This is a genomic window from Chryseobacterium sp. FR048, assembly GCF_056844665.1.
This window is the reverse complement of record NZ_JBXDSE010000005.1, coordinates 66,456-86,791: the sequence shown is the minus strand read 5'-3', so window position 1 is coordinate 86,791 and position 20,336 is coordinate 66,456. Positions and strand designations below refer to the sequence as shown.

The following is a 20,336-nucleotide window of genomic DNA, read 5'->3' as shown; positions in this document are numbered from 1 at the left end:
TTTGTGTTTCGTTTTCAAATATATAAATTAAAAATGAAAGCAAAAAGAAAATAAATGAAATTTTAAGGAACGAAAAAAAAGCGGTACTTTTGAGGAAACGAATAAAATGGAAAAGCTAATTCCAAGGCATGATGAAATATTGAAAGAGCTTGACGAGAAAGGACATGTTCTTGTTCAGGATCTGTGCGAAAAATTTAATGTGTCTTCGGTTACGATCCGAAAGGATCTGAACTATCTTGAAAGTTTAGGACTTCTTTTCAGAAATCATGGTGGAGCCAGTAAGCAGGTAAGGTATGCTTATGAAAAAAATGTTGGAGAAAAGGAAAATATTAATGTGGAGGCAAAGCAGGCTATTGCCAGGGCAGCGCTTTCATTGATTCAGGAAAATGACTGTATTATTCTGGCTTCGGGAACTACAATGCATTATCTCGCGAGGATGCTGGTGAATTTCGGTCCGCTTACGGTATTGACTTCTTCTTTACGGGTGGCTATCGAACTTTGCAATAATCCCAATATTAACATCATTCAATTAGGAGGCGAGGTGAGGAAAAGTTCCACTTCTATAGTAGGTTCTATTTCTGAGGGAATTCTCAAGCAGTTTTCCTGTAATAAACTTTTCCTGGGAGTAGATGGTATTGACCCGGAATTTGGGATCAGTACTTCCAATGCTGCAGAGGCACACCTGAACCAGGTGATGATTGAATGTGCCGATCAGACGATTATTCTTGCCGATTCTTCGAAGCTGAATAAAAAAGGTTTCGGTAAGATCGGATCTCTCGATCAGATCGATTATCTGATTACGGATAATGGAATTTCATCAGAAGACCAGTTGAATTTGGAAGAAATTGGAGTGAGTGTTATCAAATAGAATCATCATATTATGTATGCTGATGGAAAAACGAGTGTTGATTTTGTCATCTTATCTCGTTATGAAATACAAACCTTGTGAATGCACAAGGTTTTTTTATTGAGTGCAGGTAAAATTGTCATCATGACAGATCGGGATGTGATTGTGTTTTTGTTAGCGATCTTATGATTTCAGAAAAAATAAGGAAAAAGTGGCGAAATATTTCATTATCCTGTAGTTATGGCATTTTTTTTGCGTCTTGCAGTTAGCCTTAGCGTTGCTGAAAAGTGTGGTGGAGGTGAAGTGTATTTTTTATGATGAATTCTTTTTTGCAAAACCTGTTCTGTTTTTCGAAAATGATCTAAATGATTAAAAATCAAAATATTTTAATTGAAATATTTGTCAGTTACAAAATTATTCATAAATTTGCACACTCATTTTAGGAGCGTAGTGTGCCTATATCAAAAGTAGAAATCACTTCAGACTTCCGAAAAATGGGAAAAATAAAGGATAAATTTTATTATAATATAAACAATGTCAGGTATTATTGGTAAAAAAATCGGTATGACATCTTTGTTTAACGAAGAAGGGAAAAACATTCCTTGTACAGTTATTCAAGCTGGTCCATGCTCGATTTTACAGGTCAGAACCTTAGAAAACGACGGTTATACAGCTGTGCAGTTAGGTTTCGATGACAAGAGTGAGAAGAACGTTGGTAAAGCGTTAGCTGGTCATTTCAAAAAGGCTGGTTCTACTCCTAAAGCTAAATTAGTAGAATTCCACGATGGATTCTCAGATGCTAAAGTAGGAGAGGAAGTAAATGTTCAACTATTCATCGAAGGTGAATATGTAGACGTAACAGGAACTTCAAAAGGTAAAGGTTTCCAAGGTGTTGTTAAAAGACACGGATTTGGAGGTGTAATGCAGGCAACTCATGGTCAGCACAACAGACTTAGAGCTCCAGGTTCTATCGGTGCTGGATCTGACCCTTCAAGAGTATTCAAAGGGATGAGAATGGCTGGAAGAATGGGAGGTAAGCAGGTAACTGTTCAAAACCTTCAAGTGTTAAAAGTTGATCAAGAACAAAATCTTTTAGTAGTAAAAGGTGCTGTTCCGGGAGCTAAAAATTCTTATGTAATTATCAGAAAATGGAACTAGTAGTATTAAATACATCAGGAAAAGAGACCGGAAGAAAAGTAACTCTAGACGAAACAGTATTCGGAATTGAGCCAAATCAGCACGCGGTTTACTTAGAAGTTAAACAGTACCTTGCTGCACAAAGACAAGGAACTCATAAAGCAAAAGAAAGAAGCGAAATTACTGCTTCTACTAAAAAGCTTAAGAAGCAAAAAGGATCTGGATCTGCTAGATATGGTGATATTAAATCTCCAACTTTCAGAGGTGGAGGTAGAGTATTCGGACCAAAACCAAGAGACTACAGATTCAAATTGAACAAAGCTCTTAAGAGATTAGCTAAGAAATCTGTTTTATCTCAAAAAATGAGAGACAACAGCATTAAAGTTTTAGAAGATTTGAGCTTTGGAGCTCCTAAGACTAAAGATTTCATCAATGTATTAAACGCATTGGAACTTAACGGTAAGAAGTCTTTATTCGTTCTTCCTGAAGCTAACAAGAATGTGTATTTATCTTCAAGAAACTTACCTAAAACTAAAGTAATGAACTTCAACGAAATCAGTTCTTACGATTTAGTAAACGCTGGTGAGATCATTTTCTTAGAAGGTGCAGTTGAAAAATTCCAGGAAAATTTAAAGAAATAAGTCATGTCAGTTATTATTAAACCAGTTATTTCAGAAAAGGCTAACTACCTTACAGATTTAAGAGGTACTTATTCTTTCTTAGTAAACCCTAAGGCGAATAAGATCGAGATCAAAAAGGCTGTTGAAGCAGCTTACGGTGTAAAAGTAGCAGACGTTAACACAATGATTTATGCTCCGAAGGTTTCTTCAAAATACACTAAAAAAGGTCTTCAAGTAGGAAAGACAAACAAATTGAAAAAAGCGGTAATCAAACTTGCTGAAGGTGAGGTTATCGATATTTTTGCTGTAAATTAATTATTAATTATAAATAATAGTAATGTCTGTTAGAAAATTAAAACCTATCACCCCGGGACAGAGATTCAGAATTGTAAACAATTTTGAGGAAATTACTACTAACAAGCCAGAGAAATCTCTAGTTGTTGGTATTAAAAAGTCAGGTGGACGTAACAATACAGGTAAAATGACCATGCGTTACACCGGAGGTGGACACAAAAAGAAATACAGAATTATTGACTTCAAAAGAAACAAAGCAAACGTTGAAGCAACTGTAAAATCTGTAGAATACGATCCAAACAGAACTGCATTTATCGCTTTATTAGAGTATGCTGACGGAGAGAAGAGATATATCATCGCTCCAAACGGTATCAAAGTTGATCAGAAAGTAATTTCTGGTGAAAGCGTAGAGCCAAATGTAGGTAACGCAATGAAGTTGAAAAACATTCCTTTAGGTACTGTAATTTCTTGTGTTGAAATGAAGCCTGGTCAAGGTGCAATTTTAGCAAGAAGTGCTGGTTCTTCAGCTCAATTAACATCTAGAGATGGTAAATATGCAATCATCAAATTGCCTTCAGGAGAATCAAGAATGATCCTTACTGAATGTATGGCAATGATTGGATCAGTTTCCAACTCAGATCACCAATTAACTGTATCAGGTAAGGCTGGTAGAAGCAGATGGTTAGGTAGAAGACCAAGAACAAGAGCGGTTGTAATGAACCCGGTTGATCACCCAATGGGAGGTGGTGAAGGACGTTCTTCAGGAGGTCACCCAAGATCTAGAAACGGTAAACCAGCTAAAGGTTACAAAACTAGAAAGAAAAACAAAGTGTCTAACCGTTACATCGTATCTAAAAGAAAATAATTATGGCAAGATCACTTAAGAAAGGACCGTTCATTCATCATACTTTAGATAAGAAGGTTCAGGCAAATATAGAGTCTGGTAAGAAGACAGTTATCAAAACTTGGTCTAGAGCATCTATGATCTCTCCGGACTTCGTAGGACAAACTATTGCTGTACACAACGGGAAATCTTTTATCCCAGTTTACGTTACAGAAAACATGGTTGGTCACAAGTTAGGCGAATTTTCTCCAACAAGATCTTTCAGAGGTCATGGTGGTAACAAAAACAAAGGAAGCAGATAATCATGGGATCAAGAAAACAAGATAGTTCAATCGCAAGAAAAGAAGCTAACAAAGACGTTGTAAAAGCTTCATTAAATAATTGCCCGTCTTCTCCAAGAAAAATGAGATTAGTTGCTGATATCATTAGAGGAGAGCAGGTAGATAAAGCTCTTTATATCCTAAAATATTCTAAGAAGGATGCTTCTAACAAGTTAGAAAAATTACTTCTTTCTGCTATGGCAAACTGGCAGGTGAAAAACGAAGGTGCGGATATTGAAGAAGCTAACCTTATCGTTAAAGAAATCTTCGTGGATAGCGCAAGACAATTGAAGAGACTAAGACCAGCTCCACAAGGTAGAGGGTATAGAATCAGAAAAAGATCTAACCACGTTACATTAATCTTAGGTAATAAAGAAAATTAATCAAGGTATGGGACAGAAGACAAATCCAATTGGTAATAGATTAGGTATCATCAGAGGATGGGATTCTAACTGGTTTGGTGGAAACGATTATGGAGACAGAATCGCTGAAGACTACAAAATCAGAAGATACCTTGAGGCTAGATTATCTAAAGGTGGTATTTCAAAAATCTATATTGAAAGAACCCTTAAATTAGTAACAGTTACAATCACTACTGCTAGACCGGGATTGATCATCGGTAAAGGAGGTCAGGAAGTTGATAAATTGAAAGAAGAGTTGAAGAAACTTACAGGTAAGGATATTCAAATCAACATTTTCGAAATCAAAAGACCTGAATTAGATGCTGTACTAGTTGCTGATAGTATTTCTAAGCAAATTGAAAACAGAATTTCTTACAGAAGAGCTGTTAAAATGGCAATGGCAAGTACTATGAGAATGGGTGCTGAAGGTATCAAAGTTCAAATCTCTGGTAGATTGAACGGAGCTGAAATGGCAAGATCAGAATCTTTCAAAGAAGGAAGAATTCCATTGTCTACTTTCAGAGCTGATATCGATTACCACTGGGCAGAAGCTCACACTACTTACGGTAGATTAGGGGTAAAAGTATGGATCATGAAAGGAGAAGTTTACGGTAAAAGAGAACTTTCTCCACTAGTGGGACAACAGAAAAAAGGAGGTCAGTCAGACAGAGGAAACAGAGGAGGAGACAGAGACAACAGAAGACCTAGAAAAAACAACAACAATAACAATAATAATTAAAATTTTAGATTAGAAATTTTGAATTTTAAATTACCGTTACTTTTTTAAAATTAAAAAAAATCTAAAATCTAAAATCTAAAATCTAAAATTTAGAAATTATGTTACAACCAAAAAGAACCAAATTCCGTAGAGTTCACAAGATGAAGATGAAGGGGAATGCCCAAAGAGGTAGTCAACTTGCATACGGAACTTTTGGGATCAAAGCAACGGAAGGAGCTTGGATCACAGCTAGACAAATTGAAGCGGCTCGTATCGCTGCGACAAGATATATGAAGAGAGAAGGTCAACTATGGATCAAAATCTTCCCGGATAAGCCAATTACTAAGAAACCAGCCGAAGTAAGGATGGGTAAAGGTAAAGGTGCTGTTGAATACTGGGTAGCTGTAGTAAAACCAGGTAAAATTATGTTCGAAGTTGGTGGAGTTCCTTACGAAGTAGCGAAAGAAGCTCTTAGACTTGCAGCACAGAAATTACCAGTAGTTACTAAATTCGTAGTTGCTAACGATTTTGTTAAACCTCTATAATCTTTGAATACAATGAAAAAAGCTGATATTAAAAATTTAAGCGCGGGTGATATTCAAGCTCAATTAACTGAAGCAAAAGCTCAATATTCTAAATTGAAATTAGCTCATGCGATCAGCCCAATTGAAAACCCGATTCAAATCAGAGATTTGAGAAAGACAATCGCAAGACTAAACACTGAGTTAACTAACAAACAATAATTTCATTTTACAATGGATAGAAATTTAAGAAAAGAAAGAATCGGAGTGGTTTCCAGCAATAAAATGGAAAAAACTATTGTTGTTAGTGAAACTACAAGAGTAAAGCACCCGATGTACGGTAAATTCGTTCTAAAAACGAAAAAATATACTGCACACGACGAGAACAACGAATGCACAGAAGGTGATACAGTTTTGATCCAAGAAACTAGACCTTTGAGCAAGAGCAAGAGATGGAGATTAGTAAGAATCATTGAAAAAGCTAAGTAATAATGTTACAAACAGAATCAAGATTAAAAGTTGCTGATAATACAGGTGCAAAAGAAGTACTAGTTATCAGAGTTCTGGGAGGAACCAGAAGAAGATATGCTTCAGTTGGTGATAAAATCGTTGTTACGATCAAAGATTCTACACCATCAGGAAACGCAAAAAAAGGTCAGGTATCTAAAGCTGTAGTAGTAAGAACTAAAAAAGCAGTAAGAAGAAAAGATGGTTCATACATCAAATTCGACGACAATGCTTGTGTATTACTAAACGCAGCGGGAGAAATGAGAGGAACGCGTGTTTTCGGACCGGTTGCTCGTGAGTTGAGAGACAAAGAATATATGAAAATCATTTCATTAGCTCCTGAAGTACTTTAATTTTTAAAATTTTTTAAAGAAATGTCAAAGTTAAAAATAAAAAGAGGAGATAACGTAATCATTACTACTGGTAAGAAAGATATCAAAGGTAAGACTGGTGAAGTTATTGAAGTGATCAAGAAAGAAGGAAGAGACCCTAGAGTAATTGTTGCAGGACTTAACATCATCAAAAAGCACGTTAAGCCTTCAGCTTCAAACCCTCAAGGAGGAATCGTTGAAAGAGAAGCTTCTATTCATATCTCAAACGTAGCTTTAGTTGGTAAAGACGGAAAAGCGATCAAAATCGGTTACAAAATCGAAGGAGATAAGAAAGTAAGAATTAACAAAAAAACGGGTGAAACTTTATAATTTGAATTAACATGGAATTTATAGCAAGACCCAAAAAAGCATATAAAGAGACAATTGTTCCTGCAATGATGGAAGAATTCGGGTACAAGTCAATCATGCAAGTACCTAGATTAGAGAAAATCGTTGTATCACAAGGTTTAGGAGATGCTACTGCAGATAAGAAAATCATTGATTATGCTGTAGAAGAATTGACAAACATCACAGGTCAGAAAGCAGTAGGTACAATCTCTAAGAAAGACGAAGCTGCATTCAAACTAAGAAAAGGAATGCCTGTAGGTGCAAAAGTAACTTTGAGAGCTCAGAGAATGTATGAGTTCTTAGACAGACTTACTTCTTCTGCTTTACCACGTATTAGAGATTTCTCTGGTATCAAAGCAGATGGTTTCGATGGTAGAGGTAACTACAACTTAGGTATTACTGAGCAAATTATCTTCCCTGAAATCGTAATTGACAAAGTGAAAAAAATCCAAGGGATGGACATCACTTTCGTAACAACTGCGAAAACAGATAAAGAAGCTAAAGCATTATTAACTCACTTCGGTTTACCATTTAAAAAGAACTAAGAAATGGCTAAAGAATCAATGAAAGCGCGTGAGCGCAAAAGAGAAGCACTAGTTGCTAAATACGCTGCTAAAAGACAAGCTCTTAAAGAAGCTGGTGATTACGAAGGACTTCAAAAATTGCCTAAAAATGCTTCTCCTGTAAGATTACACAACAGATGTAAACTAACAGGTAGACCAAGAGGATACATGAGAACGTTTGGTATTTCCAGAGTAACTTTCAGAGAAATGGCTAACAACGGTCTTATCCCAGGTGTAAGAAAAGCTAGCTGGTAATAATCACTAGATAAAAAATCGGAACAATTAAGTTGTTCAGATACTAAAGATAAAAATATCAGACCGAAGATTTCTGACGTCTGATATTTTACTCTTCAAGTCTTTGCAAAACTGATTGTTCTTTAACCAATAATTTATAAAAGAAAAATGGTAACAGATCCAATTTCAGATTTCCTAACAAGAGTAAGGAACGCACAAAGCGCAGGCCACAAAGTGGTGGAAATTCCTGCATCGAAAATCAAAAAGGAGATTACTAAGATCTTATTTGATCAAGGGTATATCTTAAACTACAAGTTTGAAGATAGCGCTGTTCAAGGAGTGATCAAAATCGCTTTAAAGTACGATAAGCAAACTAACAAACCTGCTATTAAGTCTATTCAAAGAGCTTCAAGACCAGGTTTAAGACAGTACAAAGGTTCTGCTGAACTTCCAAGAGTACTAAACGGTTTGGGTATTTCTATCATCTCTACTTCTAAAGGAGTAATGACTGACAAGAAAGCTAGAGAAGAGAAAGTAGGCGGTGAAGTAATCTGCTATGTTTATTAATTTTTAATCAGAGGAAAATGTCAAGAATTGGTAAAGCAATTATAACAATTCCAGCTGGAGTTACAATCACTGAAAACGAAGGTGTAGTAACTGTAAAAGGAGCAAAAGGAGAACTTTCTCAAGAGCTTACAGCAGGAATTACTATAGAACAAAAAGATGGTGAACTTAACGTAAACAGACCATCTGATTCTAAGCAACACAAAGCGCTTCACGGTTTATACAGAGCGTTAATCAACAACATGATTGTTGGTGTAAGTGCAGGTTTCGAAAAGAAACTTGAACTAGTAGGGGTAGGATATAGAGCAGCACACGCAGGTCAAAAACTTGAGCTAGCTTTAGGATTCTCTCACGGTATCGTATTGGAACTTCCAAACGAAGTAAAAGTAGATACATTGACTGAAAAAGGTAAAAACCCAATTATTACTTTAACGTCTCACGACAACCAACTTCTAGGGATGGTAGCTGCAAAGATCCGTTCTTTCAGAAAGCCTGAACCATACAAAGGAAAAGGTGTGAAATTCGTAGGAGAAATTGTTAGACGTAAAGCTGGTAAATCTGCTTAATAAATTATAAGTATTATGGCATTAAGTAAATTAGAAAAAAGAATAAGAATCAAAAGAAGAGTAAGAGGGAAAATCTCTGGTTCTTCTGAATTGCCAAGATTATCTGTATACAAAAGTAATAAGGAAATTTACGCTCAGTTAATCGACGATAAAAATGGTACAACGCTAGCATCTGCTTCTTCTAGAGAAAAAGGTGTAGACGCTAAAGGTACTAAGACTGAAGTTTCTGCTGCTGTTGGTAAAGCTATCGCTGCTAAAGCTATCGCTGCAGGAATCGAAAGTATTGTATTTGACAGAAACGGATTCGTATACCACGGTAGAGTAAAAGCTCTAGCTGACGGTGCAAGAGAAGGAGGACTTAAATTCTAATCATTAAATTTCGGAAAATATGTTAGGACTAGATAATATAGAAAGAGTAAAACCGGGAGGATTAGAATTAAAAGATCGTCTCGTAGCTGTTAACAGAGTAACAAAAGTAACAAAAGGAGGTAGAGCTTTCGGATTTTCTGCTATTGTTGTAGTAGGAAATGAAGAAGGTGTTATCGGTTTCGGATTAGGAAAATCTAAAGAGGTTGCTTCTGCAATTGCTAAAGCAGTTGAAGACGCTAAGAAAAACCTTGTGAAAGTTCCTGTAATGAACCACACTATCCCTCACCAAACTACTGCTAGATACGGTGGTGCAGATATCTTCTTAAGACCTGCTTCTCACGGTACAGGACTTATCGCCGGTGGTGCGGTAAGAGCGGTATTGGAATCTGCTGGTATTCACGATATCCTTTCAAAATCTAAAGGATCTTCTAACCCTCACAACGTAGTGAAAGCTACTTTCAAAGCGTTATTAGACATCAGAAGACCTGAAGAGATTGCTAGAATGAGAGGAATTTCTCTAAGTAAAGTGTTTAACGGTTAATAATTAAAACAATGGCAACAATTAAAGTAAAGCAAGTAAGAAGCGCTATTGGTAGAACAAAAACCCAAAAGAGAACGCTTGAAGCATTAGGATTAAAAAAACTTCACCAAGTTGTAGAGCACGAAGCTACTCCTTCTATCTTAGGAATGATCGCTGCTGTAGGTCACTTACTTGAAGTTCAAAAATAATTTTATAAAAGAGAAATTAAAATGAATTTAAATAACATACAACCAGCTGCAGGATCTACTTTCAACTCAAAGAGAATTGGTAGAGGTCAGGGTTCTGGAAAAGGAGGTACTTCAACAAAAGGACACAAAGGTCAAAAAGCTAGAGCTGGTTATTCTCAGAAAATCGGTTTCGAAGGTGGACAGATGCCTTTACAAAGAAGATTACCGAAATTCGGATTCAAAAACGTAAACAGAAAAGAGTTTAGAGGTGTTAACCTTGATACTATCCAAACTTTAATCGAGAACAAATCCATCACTGGAGAAATCACGAAAGAAGTTTTAGTAGCAAACGGTATCGTTTCTAAAAACGAATTAGTGAAAATTATGGGTAGAGGAGAATTGAAATCTGCGGTTTCAATCTCTGCTGATAAATTCACGAAATCTGCTGAAGAGCTTATTGCTAAAGCAGGTGGAAAAGCAATTACCTTATAATACTTACTAATGAAAGAATTTATACAAACACTTAAAAATATTTGGAGTCTTAAAGAACTTAGAGATAAAATTCTCTTCACTTTAGGGATTATCCTTGTGTATAGATTCGCATCTTATATCTCACTTCCCGCAATTAACCTTGCAGAGGTGGGAGATCTCTTAGAGCATTATAAAAATCAAGGCGGTAACAAGCAAGGAGCAGGTCTCCTTGGCTTGCTTTCGTCGTTTACGGGGGGGGCTTTCAGCCACGCTTCCGTAATGGCGTTAGGTATCATGCCTTATATTTCTGCTTCTATTATTGTTCAGTTGATGGGGATGGCTATTCCTTATCTTCAGAAGCTTCAGAAAGATGGAGAGTCAGGTAGAAATACATTGAACCAAATTACAAGATGGTTAACGATCGGGGTTTGTCTGGTACAGGCACCTTCTTACTTAACTTCTATTACTCAATTATTCTTACCGTATGCTCAGTTCCAATCTGCATATTTTGTAGAACCCAATTCAATCATGTTCTGGCTGCCAAGTATTGTAATCTTGGTAGGTGGTTCAGTATTTGCAATGTGGTTAGGTGAAAAGATTACCGATAAGGGAATCGGAAATGGTATCTCTATCCTTATTATGGTGGGGATCCTTTCAAGATTACCTGAGGCATTCGTACAGGAGATGGCCGTGCAGAACGGAAAAGGAGGAATGGGATCTATCATGATCCTTATTGAAGTATTATTCTGGATGTTGGTAGTTCTTTTAGCAGTGATCTTATCAGTAGCTGTTAGAAAAATTCCAATTCAGTATGTAAGCAGAGCTCAAGCAAGAGGAGGTGTAAACAGAAATCTTATGCAGGGCGCAAGACAATGGATTCCATTGAAAGTAAATGCTGCTGGTGTAATGCCGATTATCTTTGCTCAGGCATTGATGTTCGTACCAGGATTATTAACAAAATTCGATGAGTCTAACACTTTTCTTGCAGGTTTCAAGAATGTTTTTAGCTGGCAGTACAATGTATTGTTTGCGCTATTAATTATTATCTTCTCATTTTTCTATACTGCAATTACTATTCCGGTAAACCAGATGGCTGATGATTTAAAGAGAAACGGAGGTTTAGTACCGAAAGTAAGACCCGGAAAAGAGACCGCTGACTATTTAGATGATATTTTATCAAAAATTACCTTGCCAGGTGCAATTTTTTTATCTATCTTTGCAGTCCTTCCAGCAATTGTGCATGGAAGCTTTGTTCAGACAGATGCGTTTGCCCTATTTTTCGGGGGAACGTCACTATTGATTATGGTGGGTGTAATTTTAGATACAGTTCAACAGATCAATACTTATCTGCTGAACCATCACTATGATGGCTTAATGCAGTCTAAATTGTCAAGAACGACTGGATATTAATTTATGGCAAAACAAAAACATATTGAACAAGATGGCGTTATTACGGAAGCACTTTCGAACGCCCAGTTCCGTGTAGAACTAGAGAATGGGCATATCCTTATTGCTCATATTTCTGGTAAAATGAGAATGCATTATATTAAACTTTTACCTGGTGATAAGGTAAAACTAGAAATGTCTCCCTATGATTTAACAAAAGGGAGAATCACATTTAGATATTAAAACAAATTAGCCAAATGGAATTCTCATTCCATTTGGCATTTGTAAAAAATAAATACTATCAAAATGAAAGTAAGAGCATCAATTAAAAAAAGAAGCGCTGATTGCAAAATCGTACGCAGAAAAGGTGTACTATTCGTAATCAACAAGAAGAACCCAAAATTTAAACAAAGACAAGGTTAATTAAATTATGGCGAGAATTGCAGGTATTGATTTACCAAAAAACAAAAGAGGAGTTATCGGTTTAACTTACATTTATGGTGTTGGAAGAAGTACTTCTTCTGAAATCCTTAAAGCTGCCGGTATCAGCGAAGACAAGAAAGTCAACGAATGGAATGACGATGAATTGGCTGCAATCAGAACTTATATCTTAGAAAACGTAAAAGTAGAAGGAGAATTAAGATCTGAAGTGCAATTGAACATCAAGAGATTGATGGACATAGGATGCCAACGAGGAATACGTCACAGACTTGGATTACCTTTAAGAGGCCAGAGAACGAAAAACAACTCTAGAACCCGAAAAGGAAAGAGAAAAACTGTTGCTAACAAGAAAAAAGCTAGTAAATAATCGTTAGGAATTATGGCAAAACAAACTAAAGTAGTTAAGAAGAGAAAAGTAAAAGTTGAAGCTATTGGTGAAGCACATATTCAAGCTTCTTTCAATAACATCATCATTTCTTTAACAAATAAAAACGGAGAGGTTATCTCTTGGGCTTCTGCCGGTAAAATGGGTTTCAGAGGTTCTAAAAAGAATACTCCATTTGCTGCTCAGATGGCAGCTGAAAATTGCTCTGCTGTAGCTCACGAAGCTGGTTTAAGAAGAGTAAAGGTGTTTGTGAAAGGTCCAGGTGCAGGTAGAGAATCTGCTATCAGATCAATCCACAATTCAGGAATTGAAGTTAGCGAAATCGTTGATGTGACTCCAATGCCACACAACGGATGTAGACCACCAAAAAGAAGAAGAGTTTAATTTTTAGAATTTACCCATTATGGCAAGATATATTGGACCTAAAACTAAGATTGCTAGAAAGTTTGGTGCTGCAATCTACGGAGATGACAAAAACTTCGAAAAAAGAAAAAACCAACCGCCAGGACAACACGGTCCTAACAAAAGAAGAGGTGCTAAAAAATCAGAATACGCAGTTCAGTTAGCTGAAAAACAAAAAGCTAAATATACTTACGGTATCTTAGAAAGACAGTTTGCTAACTTATTTGAAAAAGCACACAGAAGTAAAGGGGTAACAGGGGAAGTTCTATTACAACTTTGTGAATCAAGATTGGATAACGTTGTATACAGATTAGGTTTTGCTAAAACTAGATCTGGTGCAAGACAATTGGTTTCTCACAGACACATCACTGTGAACGGAGAGATTCTTAATATCCCTTCTTACTTGGTAAAAGCTGGTGATGTAATCGCTGTAAGAGAAAAGTCTAAGTCTCTTGAAGTTGTTACCAATGCATTGGCTTCTAAGTCAAACTATGAGTGGTTACAATTCAACGATGAGAAGAAAGAAGGTACTTTCATTTCTGCTCCTGAAAGAATCCAGATTCCGGAGGACATTAAGGAAAACCTTATCGTCGAACTTTACTCTAAATAATTTTTTAATCAAATTTTTGCTCAACCCAATAATATGGCAATTTTACAATTCATAAAACCCGATAAAGTAATTTTACTTAACTCTGATGAATTTAAAGGTCAATTTGAATTCAGACCTTTAGAACCAGGTTTCGGGCTTACAATCGGTAATGCTTTGAGAAGAGTGTTGCTTTCTTCTCTGGAAGGATACGCTATTTCATCTATCAAAATAGAAGGTGTAGAGCACGAATTTTCAACTATTCCAGGAGTAATCGAAGACGTTACCGAAATTATTCTTAACCTTAAGCAGGTAAGATTAAAAGCTGCAGCAGAAGGCCAGGCTAACGAGCAGGTTGTTGCTAAAGTTTCAGGTCAGACGGTTATTACTGCTGGTGATTTAGGAAAATCTATCAATGGATTTGAGGTTCTTAACCCAGATTTAGTGATTTGTAACCTAAACAGTGATGTAACTTTCGAAATTACTTTCAATATTGAAAAAGGAAGAGGGTATGTTCCTTCTGAACAAAATAAGTCAAACAATGCTCCTGTAGGAACTATTGCTATCGACTCTATTTTCACGCCGATCAAGAAAGTACAATACAGCATTGAAAATTATCGTGTAGAGCAAAAAACAGACTACGAAAAACTTGTATTAGATATAGAAACTGACGGGTCTATCAGCCCTCAGAATGCTTTAACAGAAGCTTCTAAGATATTAATTTATCACTTCATGCTATTCTCTGATGAGAGAATCACCCTTGAAACTGAAGCTGTAAAAGCATCTATCCAATATGACGAAGAAACACTTCACACAAGACAACTTCTTAAGTCTAAATTAGCAGATATGGATCTTTCTGTAAGAGCCCTAAACTGTCTGAAAGCAGCTGAAGTAGAAACTCTTGGAGAATTGGTTTCTTACAGTAAGTCTGATTTGATGAAATTCAGAAATTTTGGTAAAAAATCTTTGACAGAACTAGAAGAATTAGTGCATTCAAAAGGTCTTAACTTCGGTTTCGACGTTGCAAAATATAAGTTAGACGCTGATAAATAATTAATAATGAGACACGGTAAAAAATTCAATCACTTAGGAAGAACAGCTTCTCACAGAAGTGCTTTACTTTCTAATATGGCTTGTTCTCTAATTGAGCATAAAAGAATCAACACTACTGTAGCTAAAGCTAAAGCTTTAAGAGTATATGTTGAGCCTCTATTAACAAAAGCAAAAGAAGATACTACACACAACAGAAGAGTAGTATTCTCTTACCTTCAAAATAAATTTGCGGTTGCTGAATTATTCAGAACTGTAGCTCCTAAAATCGCTGAAAGAAACGGTGGTTATACAAGAATCATTAAGACAGGTTTCAGACCAGGTGATGCTGCTGATATGGCTCTTATCGAATTGGTAGATTTCAACGAGCTTTACAACCCTAATGCTGAAGAGAAAAAGACTACAAGAAGAAGCAGAAGATCAACTGCTGCTCCTAAGAAAGCAGAGGTAGCTGATGCTCCTGCAGTAGAAGAAGCTAAAGCTGACACTACTGAAGAGAAAACTGAAGAATAATATTCATTCAGAGATATAATAAAACCATCCGGATTCCGGGTGGTTTTTTTGTTTTATTTCACCTTAGACATCAGAACGATTCCTGTTGCTCCTTTTCAATATATCTTACCAAAAAGAGCCCGGTAAATACTAATATTATAAAAGAGAAACTCGAAAAAAGCTAAAATACTATTTTGTTAAGAGTTCATAAAACAGTCGTAATGATTATTTAAGCACATCAATCAGAACTTAATAGTTGAATAATAAAGAAAATTATGTTTATTATTGATTATTTTCTTCATTTCTTTGACGTTTAATTTATTTTTTTAGAATAAATTTGAAGCCTTAAAAAAAAACTTCTTCATGATCATCGTAAAAGATAAGTTAGGAAAAACAATTTCCGGCGAGAGTGTTAATTTTATAGAAACGCTCAATAAAGAGGGAATTATTGTTCCGGAATACATTATCATTCATTTTACAGCAGACCGCGGTGTTGAAAATTCTATAAACTGGTTTCAGGATCCTATGGCGAAAGCCTCCGCTCATGTTATTATAGACAGAGACGGAAGGATTACTCAAATGGTTGAATTTAACCGAAAAGCATGGCATGCCGGAAGAAGTCGTTGGTCTGACAGATCAGGGTTCAATGATTTTTCTATTGGTATAGAGCTGGAGAATCCCGGAAAACTTACCAAAGTGAATGACAGATTTTATGCATGGTTTGAAAAAGAATATTCAAAAGATGTTGTAGTGGCAGCCAAGCATAAACATGAGAACACGACATCTTATTGGCATAGCTTTACTGAAAAACAACTTGAGGTTTGTTTTCAGGTATGCAAGCTGCTGATGGAAACTTATAATATTAAAGGTATTCTGGGACATGATGATATTGCCCCTTTTAGGAAAAATGATCCGGGACCGGCATTTCCTATGGAAAGCTTTAGATCAAAATTATTCGGAAGAGAAGATGACTCTGCAGACATTTATAAAGTCACGGCAAACAATATCAATATAAGGAAAGGACCGGGTGCTGAATTTGATCCGATCGTACAGCTTAATAAGGATACTGAAGTAGAATTTATCAAAAGTAAACTAGGATGGTTCTATGTGTATGTTTTATTAACAACCCCAAAAGATGAAGAGCCGGTATATGGCTGGATTAATGGTGACCTGCTGACGAAGGTCTAGCCTGATGATATTTGAAAAAGAAATGTCCCTCAAATCCGAGGGACATTTTTGTTTTATATTTTGGTTCTTTTCAGTTCAATGATATTATTACCCTGCTCAAGGTGAAGACTGTCGCCTTTTACTCTTGCAGTCATATCATCTTTTTTATAGATCGTTTCATCCCCTTTCGTTTCAGATTTTGGAAGGGTAAATGTCTTTTTGTTGCTGGTAATCGCTACCGTATTTTCTTTTGGATCATTTTTGAATACTACTTTTACCAGTGTTCCGTCTGTAGCTTTATAAACAAAATCGGTTTTTTCAGTTTTTTGTCCATTGATGTCTACCGTTGACGAACTTTGCGTTACAGAATCTATTTTTCCGTTGGTGTCTGTAATGACGGTTGATGAGCTGTCTGTTTTGATAACGCTTTTGTTTCCGCTTTCACTTTTTTTGCAGCCAATAACTGTTAAGGTAAGTACTGCTCCAAGTACTAAAATACTTTTTCTCATGATTATTTTATTTGATATTCAATATGATTTTTATTCTTTAATTTTACAAAAATCATGCCTTCTAATATGAGAAATTTTAGCCGATATTTATATATAATTCTTTTGGTTTTCCTGGCCAATTCAGCATTTTCCCAAAAAGGGAATTTTGAAATAAAAGAGGGCCATTTTTTATTGAACGGAAAGCCATTTACGATCTATTCAGGAGAAATGCATTATCCCAGAGTTCCATCTGAATATTGGAAACATCGGCTGCAGATGATGAAAGCAATGGGATTGAATACGGTGACTACGTATGTTTTCTGGAATTATCACGAAGAAGCTCCCGGTAAATGGAATTTTTCAGGAGAAAAAGACTTACGGAGATTTATAAAAACAGCACAGGAGGTAGGTTTATATGTCATCATTCGTCCTGGCCCTTATGTTTGTGCAGAATGGGAGTTCGGCGGTTATCCCTGGTGGCTGCAGAAGAATAAGAGTTTAGAAATAAGAAGAGACAATAAGGCTTTTTTGGAAGAATGTGAAAAGTATATCAGTCAGCTGTCGAAGCAGATTGTTCCCTTACAGATTAATAATGGCGGCCCGATTATCATGGTGCAGGCTGAAAACGAGTTTGGATCTTATGTGGCCCAAAGGAAGGATATTCCATTAGAAGAGCATCGGAAATACAGTCATAAAATAAAAGATATGCTTTTGAAAGGCGGTATCTCGGTTCCATTATTTACTTCAGATGGCAGTTCACTTTTTAAAGGAGGTTCTATCGAAGGAGCTTTACCTACTGCCAACGGTGAAAGTGATATTGAAGTCCTCAGGAAAAGCATTAACGAATATAACGGAGGGAAGGGACCTTATATGGTTGCTGAATATTATCCGGGATGGCTGGATCATTGGGCAGAGCCTTTTGTAAAGGTATCCACTGAAGAAGTAGTGAAGCAGACAGACTTGTATATAAAGAATGGAATTTCTTTCAATTACTATATGATTCATGGAGGAACCAACTTTGGTTTTACAAGTGGAGCCAATTATAATAAGGAATTTGACATCCAGCCGGATCTTACCAGCTACGATTATGATGCGCCTATCAGTGAATCAGGCTGGGCAACTCCAAAGTACCATGCTTTAAGGGAAATTTTTGAGAAGATCCATAACGGTAAGCTTCCTGAAATTCCCCAACCAACAAAAGTGATCACCATCCCCAATATTGAGTTTTCAAAAACAAGCAGCCTTTTTGATGTTATTGCCAGGATAAAACCTGTTATAAAAGATCAGCCTCTTACTTTTGAGGATCTGAATATCGGAAACGGATATGTTTTATACCGAAGAAAATTTGATAAGGCTCATAAAGGATTATTGGAAATAAAAGGATTAAGAGACTATGCCAATATCTATGTAAATGGAGTTTGGAAAGGTGAGCTTAACAGGATTCACAAAAAATATGATCTTGAAATCGATCTTAAGTCCGGGGATCAGTTGGATATTCTGGTAGAAAATATGGGCAGGATCAATTATGGAGCTGAGATTGTTCATAATTTAAAAGGAATTATAGAACCTGTAAAAATAAATCAGGCTGACATCACCGGGAATTGGGAGATGTTTCCTCTGCCTTTCAATCAGTTTCCAAAACATATTTCCAATACTAAAAAAATGATCGATGGTTCGCCCATCATTCAGGAAGCAGAATTTAACCTGAATGAAACAGGAGATACTTTTCTGGATATGCGGAATTTTGGAAAAGGGATTGTTTTCATCAATGGAAAGAATCTTGGAAGATACTGGAGTAAAGCAGGTCCGCAGCAAACACTTTATATTCCCGGAGTATGGCTGAAAAAAGGAAAGAATCTTATTCAGATCTTTGAGCAGATTCAATCCCCGAATTCAGTCAGCAGTATTGATCATCCGATCCTGGATCAACTTGCAAAATAATTGATGATTTATTTAAATGAAACTGACTTTTGCAATGGAAAATTGATTAAATTTAATAGACTAAAAACTGACCATAAACAAACACTCAAAATATTAAGATTACACAAAGGTGTAATTGATTCTTATCTGTTTTCTGTTGAAATTTGCTTCAAACAAAAATGACATGAGCATTTCCATCGCCATAGTAGAAGACGAAAAGAACTACAACAATGCGTTGAAGAAGGTGATCAATTACCAAAAAGATATGAAGGTAGTTGCTCAGTTCTTCGATGGAAATACTGCGCTTAAAAATCTTTCTGAAATTTCCCCGGATGTTGTCATGATGGACATTCAGCTTCAGGATATGCTCGGAATAGAAATTATTGAGAAACTCAGAAAGGATATGCCGGATACCCAATTCATCATGTGTACAAGCTTTGAGGATGATGAAAAAATCTTTAATTCTTTAAAAGCTGGTGCTATGGGCTATCTCGTAAAAGGAGAAAGCATGGATAAAATCCTTTCGTCTATCCGGGATGTCCATAGTGGCGGGGCTCCTATGAGTTTTTCTATTGCCAGGAGAGTTCTTAAACATTTCGAAAAGAAACTCCCCGAAATCAAAGGTTTTGATGAACTTACCGAACGTGAAAAGGAAATTCTTGAACTCCTCTCACAAGGACTTCTGTACAAAGAAATTGCTGATAAAACGTTCATCAGTATCGATACGGTAAAAAAACACGTTGGCAATATCTACAGAAAGCTGCATGTCAGCAACAAAGTAGAAGCAATAAATAAATTTAACAATTTCAAAAACTAAGAAATCATGAGTACAAAAAATCTAAAGCTTACCGCAAGCGACATTGACTGGAGCAAAATCAAAATCTATGATCAAAAAATCGCAGGATTAATTTTAGGGGATACCCCTATTATTAAAGAGTACGATGTTCCTCAGGAGCTTCATCAGCTTCATGGTATAAATGTTTATAAAGGCTTTATTGTAAAAAAAAATGGGCAAGAAGTTTTAATACCGGTTACTAGTGAGTTTCCTGCAGGACCGGCTTTTAAAATGGTGAACACGTACAGCCAATTGGTAGAAGATCAATATGAGAAACCGATAATGATTAAAAAATCAGTTGCCGACGATATTTTTTTAAATGAAACTGAAGTTCACATATTTTTAGGAGAAGGAGAAGAGGGCATAGTTTTTATGACTGAAGATAAGGAAGGGAAATATTATATTATTAGTAATTGTGATAATAAAATTGAAATAGAACGGGCAGATTTTTTTAGTAATAGAAATATTTATAATAACGCATTGAAGAGTAAATTAGACGCATATATTCAAAAACAGCTAAATGATCCTACAGAAAGTAATACGAAACGATTTACACTGGCAGATGCTGTTTATAATAAATGCGTGGAAAAACAAGCCGAGGATCCTACACTAAACATAGGAATTGCATGTTATCCGGCAATTCATATGGCAAGTGATGTTTATAAATACAGATTAACTTTTATCATGATATTGGGAAAATATAATGGAACGGATTTTACCCCATTTGAAGATGTTGGGGTTTATGACAGAAACGGTCTTTGCCCTCCAGGAAACTGTTAAA

Annotated in this window: 34 protein-coding genes; 33 read left to right on the top strand and 1 reads right to left on the bottom strand. The window is 36.0% G+C overall.

Annotated elements, in window-relative coordinates:
- Positions 1-106 precede the first annotated feature (106 nt).
- From AC106K_RS15190 to AC106K_RS15045, 30 genes are all read left to right on the top strand, one after another.
- Complete coding sequence (locus tag AC106K_RS15190; RefSeq protein WP_482446340.1) at positions 107-868, top strand: DeoR/GlpR family DNA-binding transcription regulator; 762 nt, start codon at positions 107-109, stop codon at positions 866-868.
- Positions 869-1,381: 513 nt separating this feature from the next.
- Positions 1,382-2,005, top strand: coding sequence for a 50S ribosomal protein L3 (gene rplC, locus AC106K_RS15185; RefSeq protein ID WP_482446339.1), 624 nt, complete (start codon positions 1,382-1,384; stop codon positions 2,003-2,005).
- A complete protein-coding gene (rplD, locus tag AC106K_RS15180; RefSeq protein WP_047096820.1) occupies positions 1,996-2,625 on the top strand; it encodes a 50S ribosomal protein L4 in 630 nt (209 codons plus the stop codon). Before rplC ends, rplD begins: the two co-directional genes overlap by 10 nt.
- 3 nt (positions 2,626-2,628) lie before the next feature.
- Positions 2,629-2,919 (top strand): 50S ribosomal protein L23, encoded by a 291-nt coding sequence (gene rplW, locus AC106K_RS15175; protein ID WP_045491154.1) that lies wholly within the window; start codon positions 2,629-2,631, stop codon positions 2,917-2,919.
- A gap of 22 nt (positions 2,920-2,941) precedes the next feature.
- Complete coding sequence (gene rplB, locus AC106K_RS15170; RefSeq protein WP_047096819.1) at positions 2,942-3,763, top strand: 50S ribosomal protein L2; 822 nt, start codon at positions 2,942-2,944, stop codon at positions 3,761-3,763.
- Between the two features lie 2 nt (positions 3,764-3,765).
- Positions 3,766-4,044, top strand: a complete 279-nt coding sequence (gene rpsS, locus AC106K_RS15165) for a 30S ribosomal protein S19 (protein WP_002983209.1) — start codon at positions 3,766-3,768, stop codon at positions 4,042-4,044.
- Between the two features lie 2 nt (positions 4,045-4,046).
- The gene (gene rplV / locus AC106K_RS15160; protein ID WP_002983214.1) at positions 4,047-4,445 is read left to right on the top strand and encodes a 50S ribosomal protein L22; all 399 of its coding nucleotides are present in this window, start codon (positions 4,047-4,049) and stop codon (positions 4,443-4,445) included.
- 7 nt (positions 4,446-4,452) lie between these two features.
- Positions 4,453-5,202 (top strand): 30S ribosomal protein S3, encoded by a 750-nt coding sequence (gene rpsC / locus AC106K_RS15155; protein WP_034694675.1) that lies wholly within the window; start codon positions 4,453-4,455, stop codon positions 5,200-5,202.
- Between the two features lie 98 nt (positions 5,203-5,300).
- Complete coding sequence (rplP, locus tag AC106K_RS15150; protein ID WP_047096817.1) at positions 5,301-5,726, top strand: 50S ribosomal protein L16; 426 nt, start codon at positions 5,301-5,303, stop codon at positions 5,724-5,726.
- Positions 5,727-5,738: 12 nt separating this feature from the next.
- Positions 5,739-5,924 carry a 50S ribosomal protein L29 gene (gene rpmC / locus AC106K_RS15145; protein WP_027381309.1) on the top strand — a complete coding sequence of 62 codons (186 nt, stop codon included), beginning with the start codon at positions 5,739-5,741 and terminating at the stop codon, positions 5,922-5,924.
- A gap of 12 nt (positions 5,925-5,936) precedes the next feature.
- Positions 5,937-6,191, top strand: a complete 255-nt coding sequence (rpsQ, locus tag AC106K_RS15140; RefSeq protein ID WP_027371715.1) for a 30S ribosomal protein S17 — start codon at positions 5,937-5,939, stop codon at positions 6,189-6,191.
- Positions 6,192-6,193: 2 nt separating this feature from the next.
- The gene (rplN, locus tag AC106K_RS15135) at positions 6,194-6,562 is read left to right on the top strand and encodes a 50S ribosomal protein L14 (RefSeq protein WP_002983226.1); all 369 of its coding nucleotides are present in this window, start codon (positions 6,194-6,196) and stop codon (positions 6,560-6,562) included.
- Between the two features lie 21 nt (positions 6,563-6,583).
- The gene (gene rplX, locus AC106K_RS15130) at positions 6,584-6,910 is read left to right on the top strand and encodes a 50S ribosomal protein L24 (protein WP_047096816.1); all 327 of its coding nucleotides are present in this window, start codon (positions 6,584-6,586) and stop codon (positions 6,908-6,910) included.
- 11 nt (positions 6,911-6,921) lie between these two features.
- Complete coding sequence (gene rplE, locus AC106K_RS15125; RefSeq protein WP_027371713.1) at positions 6,922-7,473, top strand: 50S ribosomal protein L5; 552 nt, start codon at positions 6,922-6,924, stop codon at positions 7,471-7,473.
- A gap of 3 nt (positions 7,474-7,476) precedes the next feature.
- Complete coding sequence (rpsN, locus tag AC106K_RS15120; protein ID WP_002983233.1) at positions 7,477-7,746, top strand: 30S ribosomal protein S14; 270 nt, start codon at positions 7,477-7,479, stop codon at positions 7,744-7,746.
- Between the two features lie 147 nt (positions 7,747-7,893).
- Complete coding sequence (gene rpsH / locus AC106K_RS15115) at positions 7,894-8,292, top strand: 30S ribosomal protein S8 (RefSeq protein ID WP_482446338.1); 399 nt, start codon at positions 7,894-7,896, stop codon at positions 8,290-8,292.
- Positions 8,293-8,309: 17 nt separating this feature from the next.
- The gene (rplF, locus tag AC106K_RS15110) at positions 8,310-8,855 is read left to right on the top strand and encodes a 50S ribosomal protein L6 (protein WP_482446337.1); all 546 of its coding nucleotides are present in this window, start codon (positions 8,310-8,312) and stop codon (positions 8,853-8,855) included.
- Positions 8,856-8,870: 15 nt separating this feature from the next.
- Positions 8,871-9,224 (top strand): 50S ribosomal protein L18, encoded by a 354-nt coding sequence (gene rplR / locus AC106K_RS15105; protein WP_027371711.1) that lies wholly within the window; start codon positions 8,871-8,873, stop codon positions 9,222-9,224.
- A gap of 19 nt (positions 9,225-9,243) precedes the next feature.
- A complete protein-coding gene (gene rpsE, locus AC106K_RS15100; protein WP_002983245.1) occupies positions 9,244-9,765 on the top strand; it encodes a 30S ribosomal protein S5 in 522 nt (173 codons plus the stop codon).
- An 11-nt stretch (positions 9,766-9,776) separates the two neighbouring features.
- Complete coding sequence (gene rpmD / locus AC106K_RS15095) at positions 9,777-9,953, top strand: 50S ribosomal protein L30 (RefSeq protein ID WP_027371710.1); 177 nt, start codon at positions 9,777-9,779, stop codon at positions 9,951-9,953.
- Between the two features lie 21 nt (positions 9,954-9,974).
- A complete protein-coding gene (gene rplO / locus AC106K_RS15090; protein ID WP_047096813.1) occupies positions 9,975-10,424 on the top strand; it encodes a 50S ribosomal protein L15 in 450 nt (149 codons plus the stop codon).
- A gap of 9 nt (positions 10,425-10,433) precedes the next feature.
- Positions 10,434-11,813: a preprotein translocase subunit SecY gene (gene secY / locus AC106K_RS15085; RefSeq protein ID WP_027371708.1), complete on the top strand. Its 1,380-nt coding sequence runs from the start codon at positions 10,434-10,436 to the stop codon at positions 11,811-11,813.
- A gap of 3 nt (positions 11,814-11,816) precedes the next feature.
- Entirely contained in the window at positions 11,817-12,032 is a 216-nt protein-coding gene (gene infA / locus AC106K_RS15080; RefSeq protein WP_034684855.1) for a translation initiation factor IF-1, read from the top strand.
- A gap of 63 nt (positions 12,033-12,095) precedes the next feature.
- A complete protein-coding gene (gene rpmJ / locus AC106K_RS15075; protein WP_007839480.1) occupies positions 12,096-12,212 on the top strand; it encodes a 50S ribosomal protein L36 in 117 nt (38 codons plus the stop codon).
- A gap of 7 nt (positions 12,213-12,219) precedes the next feature.
- Positions 12,220-12,597 carry a 30S ribosomal protein S13 gene (rpsM, locus tag AC106K_RS15070; RefSeq protein WP_034694696.1) on the top strand — a complete coding sequence of 126 codons (378 nt, stop codon included), beginning with the start codon at positions 12,220-12,222 and terminating at the stop codon, positions 12,595-12,597.
- A 12-nt stretch (positions 12,598-12,609) separates the two neighbouring features.
- On the top strand, positions 12,610-12,999 hold the full coding sequence (rpsK, locus tag AC106K_RS15065) for a 30S ribosomal protein S11 (protein ID WP_034694697.1): 390 nt from the start codon (positions 12,610-12,612) through the stop codon (positions 12,997-12,999).
- Positions 13,000-13,018: 19 nt separating this feature from the next.
- Positions 13,019-13,627 (top strand): 30S ribosomal protein S4, encoded by a 609-nt coding sequence (gene rpsD, locus AC106K_RS15060; protein WP_045491111.1) that lies wholly within the window; start codon positions 13,019-13,021, stop codon positions 13,625-13,627.
- A gap of 33 nt (positions 13,628-13,660) precedes the next feature.
- Complete coding sequence (locus AC106K_RS15055) at positions 13,661-14,656, top strand: DNA-directed RNA polymerase subunit alpha (protein WP_047376582.1); 996 nt, start codon at positions 13,661-13,663, stop codon at positions 14,654-14,656.
- A 6-nt stretch (positions 14,657-14,662) separates the two neighbouring features.
- Positions 14,663-15,166, top strand: a complete 504-nt coding sequence (rplQ, locus tag AC106K_RS15050) for a 50S ribosomal protein L17 (RefSeq protein WP_045491105.1) — start codon at positions 14,663-14,665, stop codon at positions 15,164-15,166.
- 342 nt (positions 15,167-15,508) lie between these two features.
- Complete coding sequence (locus AC106K_RS15045; RefSeq protein ID WP_482446336.1) at positions 15,509-16,333, top strand: N-acetylmuramoyl-L-alanine amidase; 825 nt, start codon at positions 15,509-15,511, stop codon at positions 16,331-16,333.
- Positions 16,334-16,386: 53 nt separating this feature from the next.
- Here the strand turns inward: AC106K_RS15045 and AC106K_RS15040 are convergent, their stop codons facing one another.
- Positions 16,387-16,821: a hypothetical protein gene (locus tag AC106K_RS15040; protein ID WP_047096809.1), complete on the bottom strand. Its 435-nt coding sequence runs from the start codon at positions 16,819-16,821 to the stop codon at positions 16,387-16,389.
- Positions 16,822-16,887: 66 nt separating this feature from the next.
- Between AC106K_RS15040 and AC106K_RS15035 the strand changes: the two genes are divergently transcribed.
- From AC106K_RS15035 to AC106K_RS15025, 3 genes are all read left to right on the top strand, one after another.
- Positions 16,888-18,741, top strand: a complete 1,854-nt coding sequence (locus tag AC106K_RS15035) for a glycoside hydrolase family 35 protein (protein ID WP_482446335.1) — start codon at positions 16,888-16,890, stop codon at positions 18,739-18,741.
- 163 nt (positions 18,742-18,904) lie between these two features.
- Positions 18,905-19,537: a response regulator gene (locus AC106K_RS15030; protein WP_482446334.1), complete on the top strand. Its 633-nt coding sequence runs from the start codon at positions 18,905-18,907 to the stop codon at positions 19,535-19,537.
- Positions 19,538-19,543: 6 nt separating this feature from the next.
- Positions 19,544-20,335, top strand: coding sequence for a hypothetical protein (locus AC106K_RS15025; RefSeq protein WP_482446333.1), 792 nt, complete (start codon positions 19,544-19,546; stop codon positions 20,333-20,335).
- The last annotated feature ends 1 nt before the right edge of the window (position 20,336 follow it).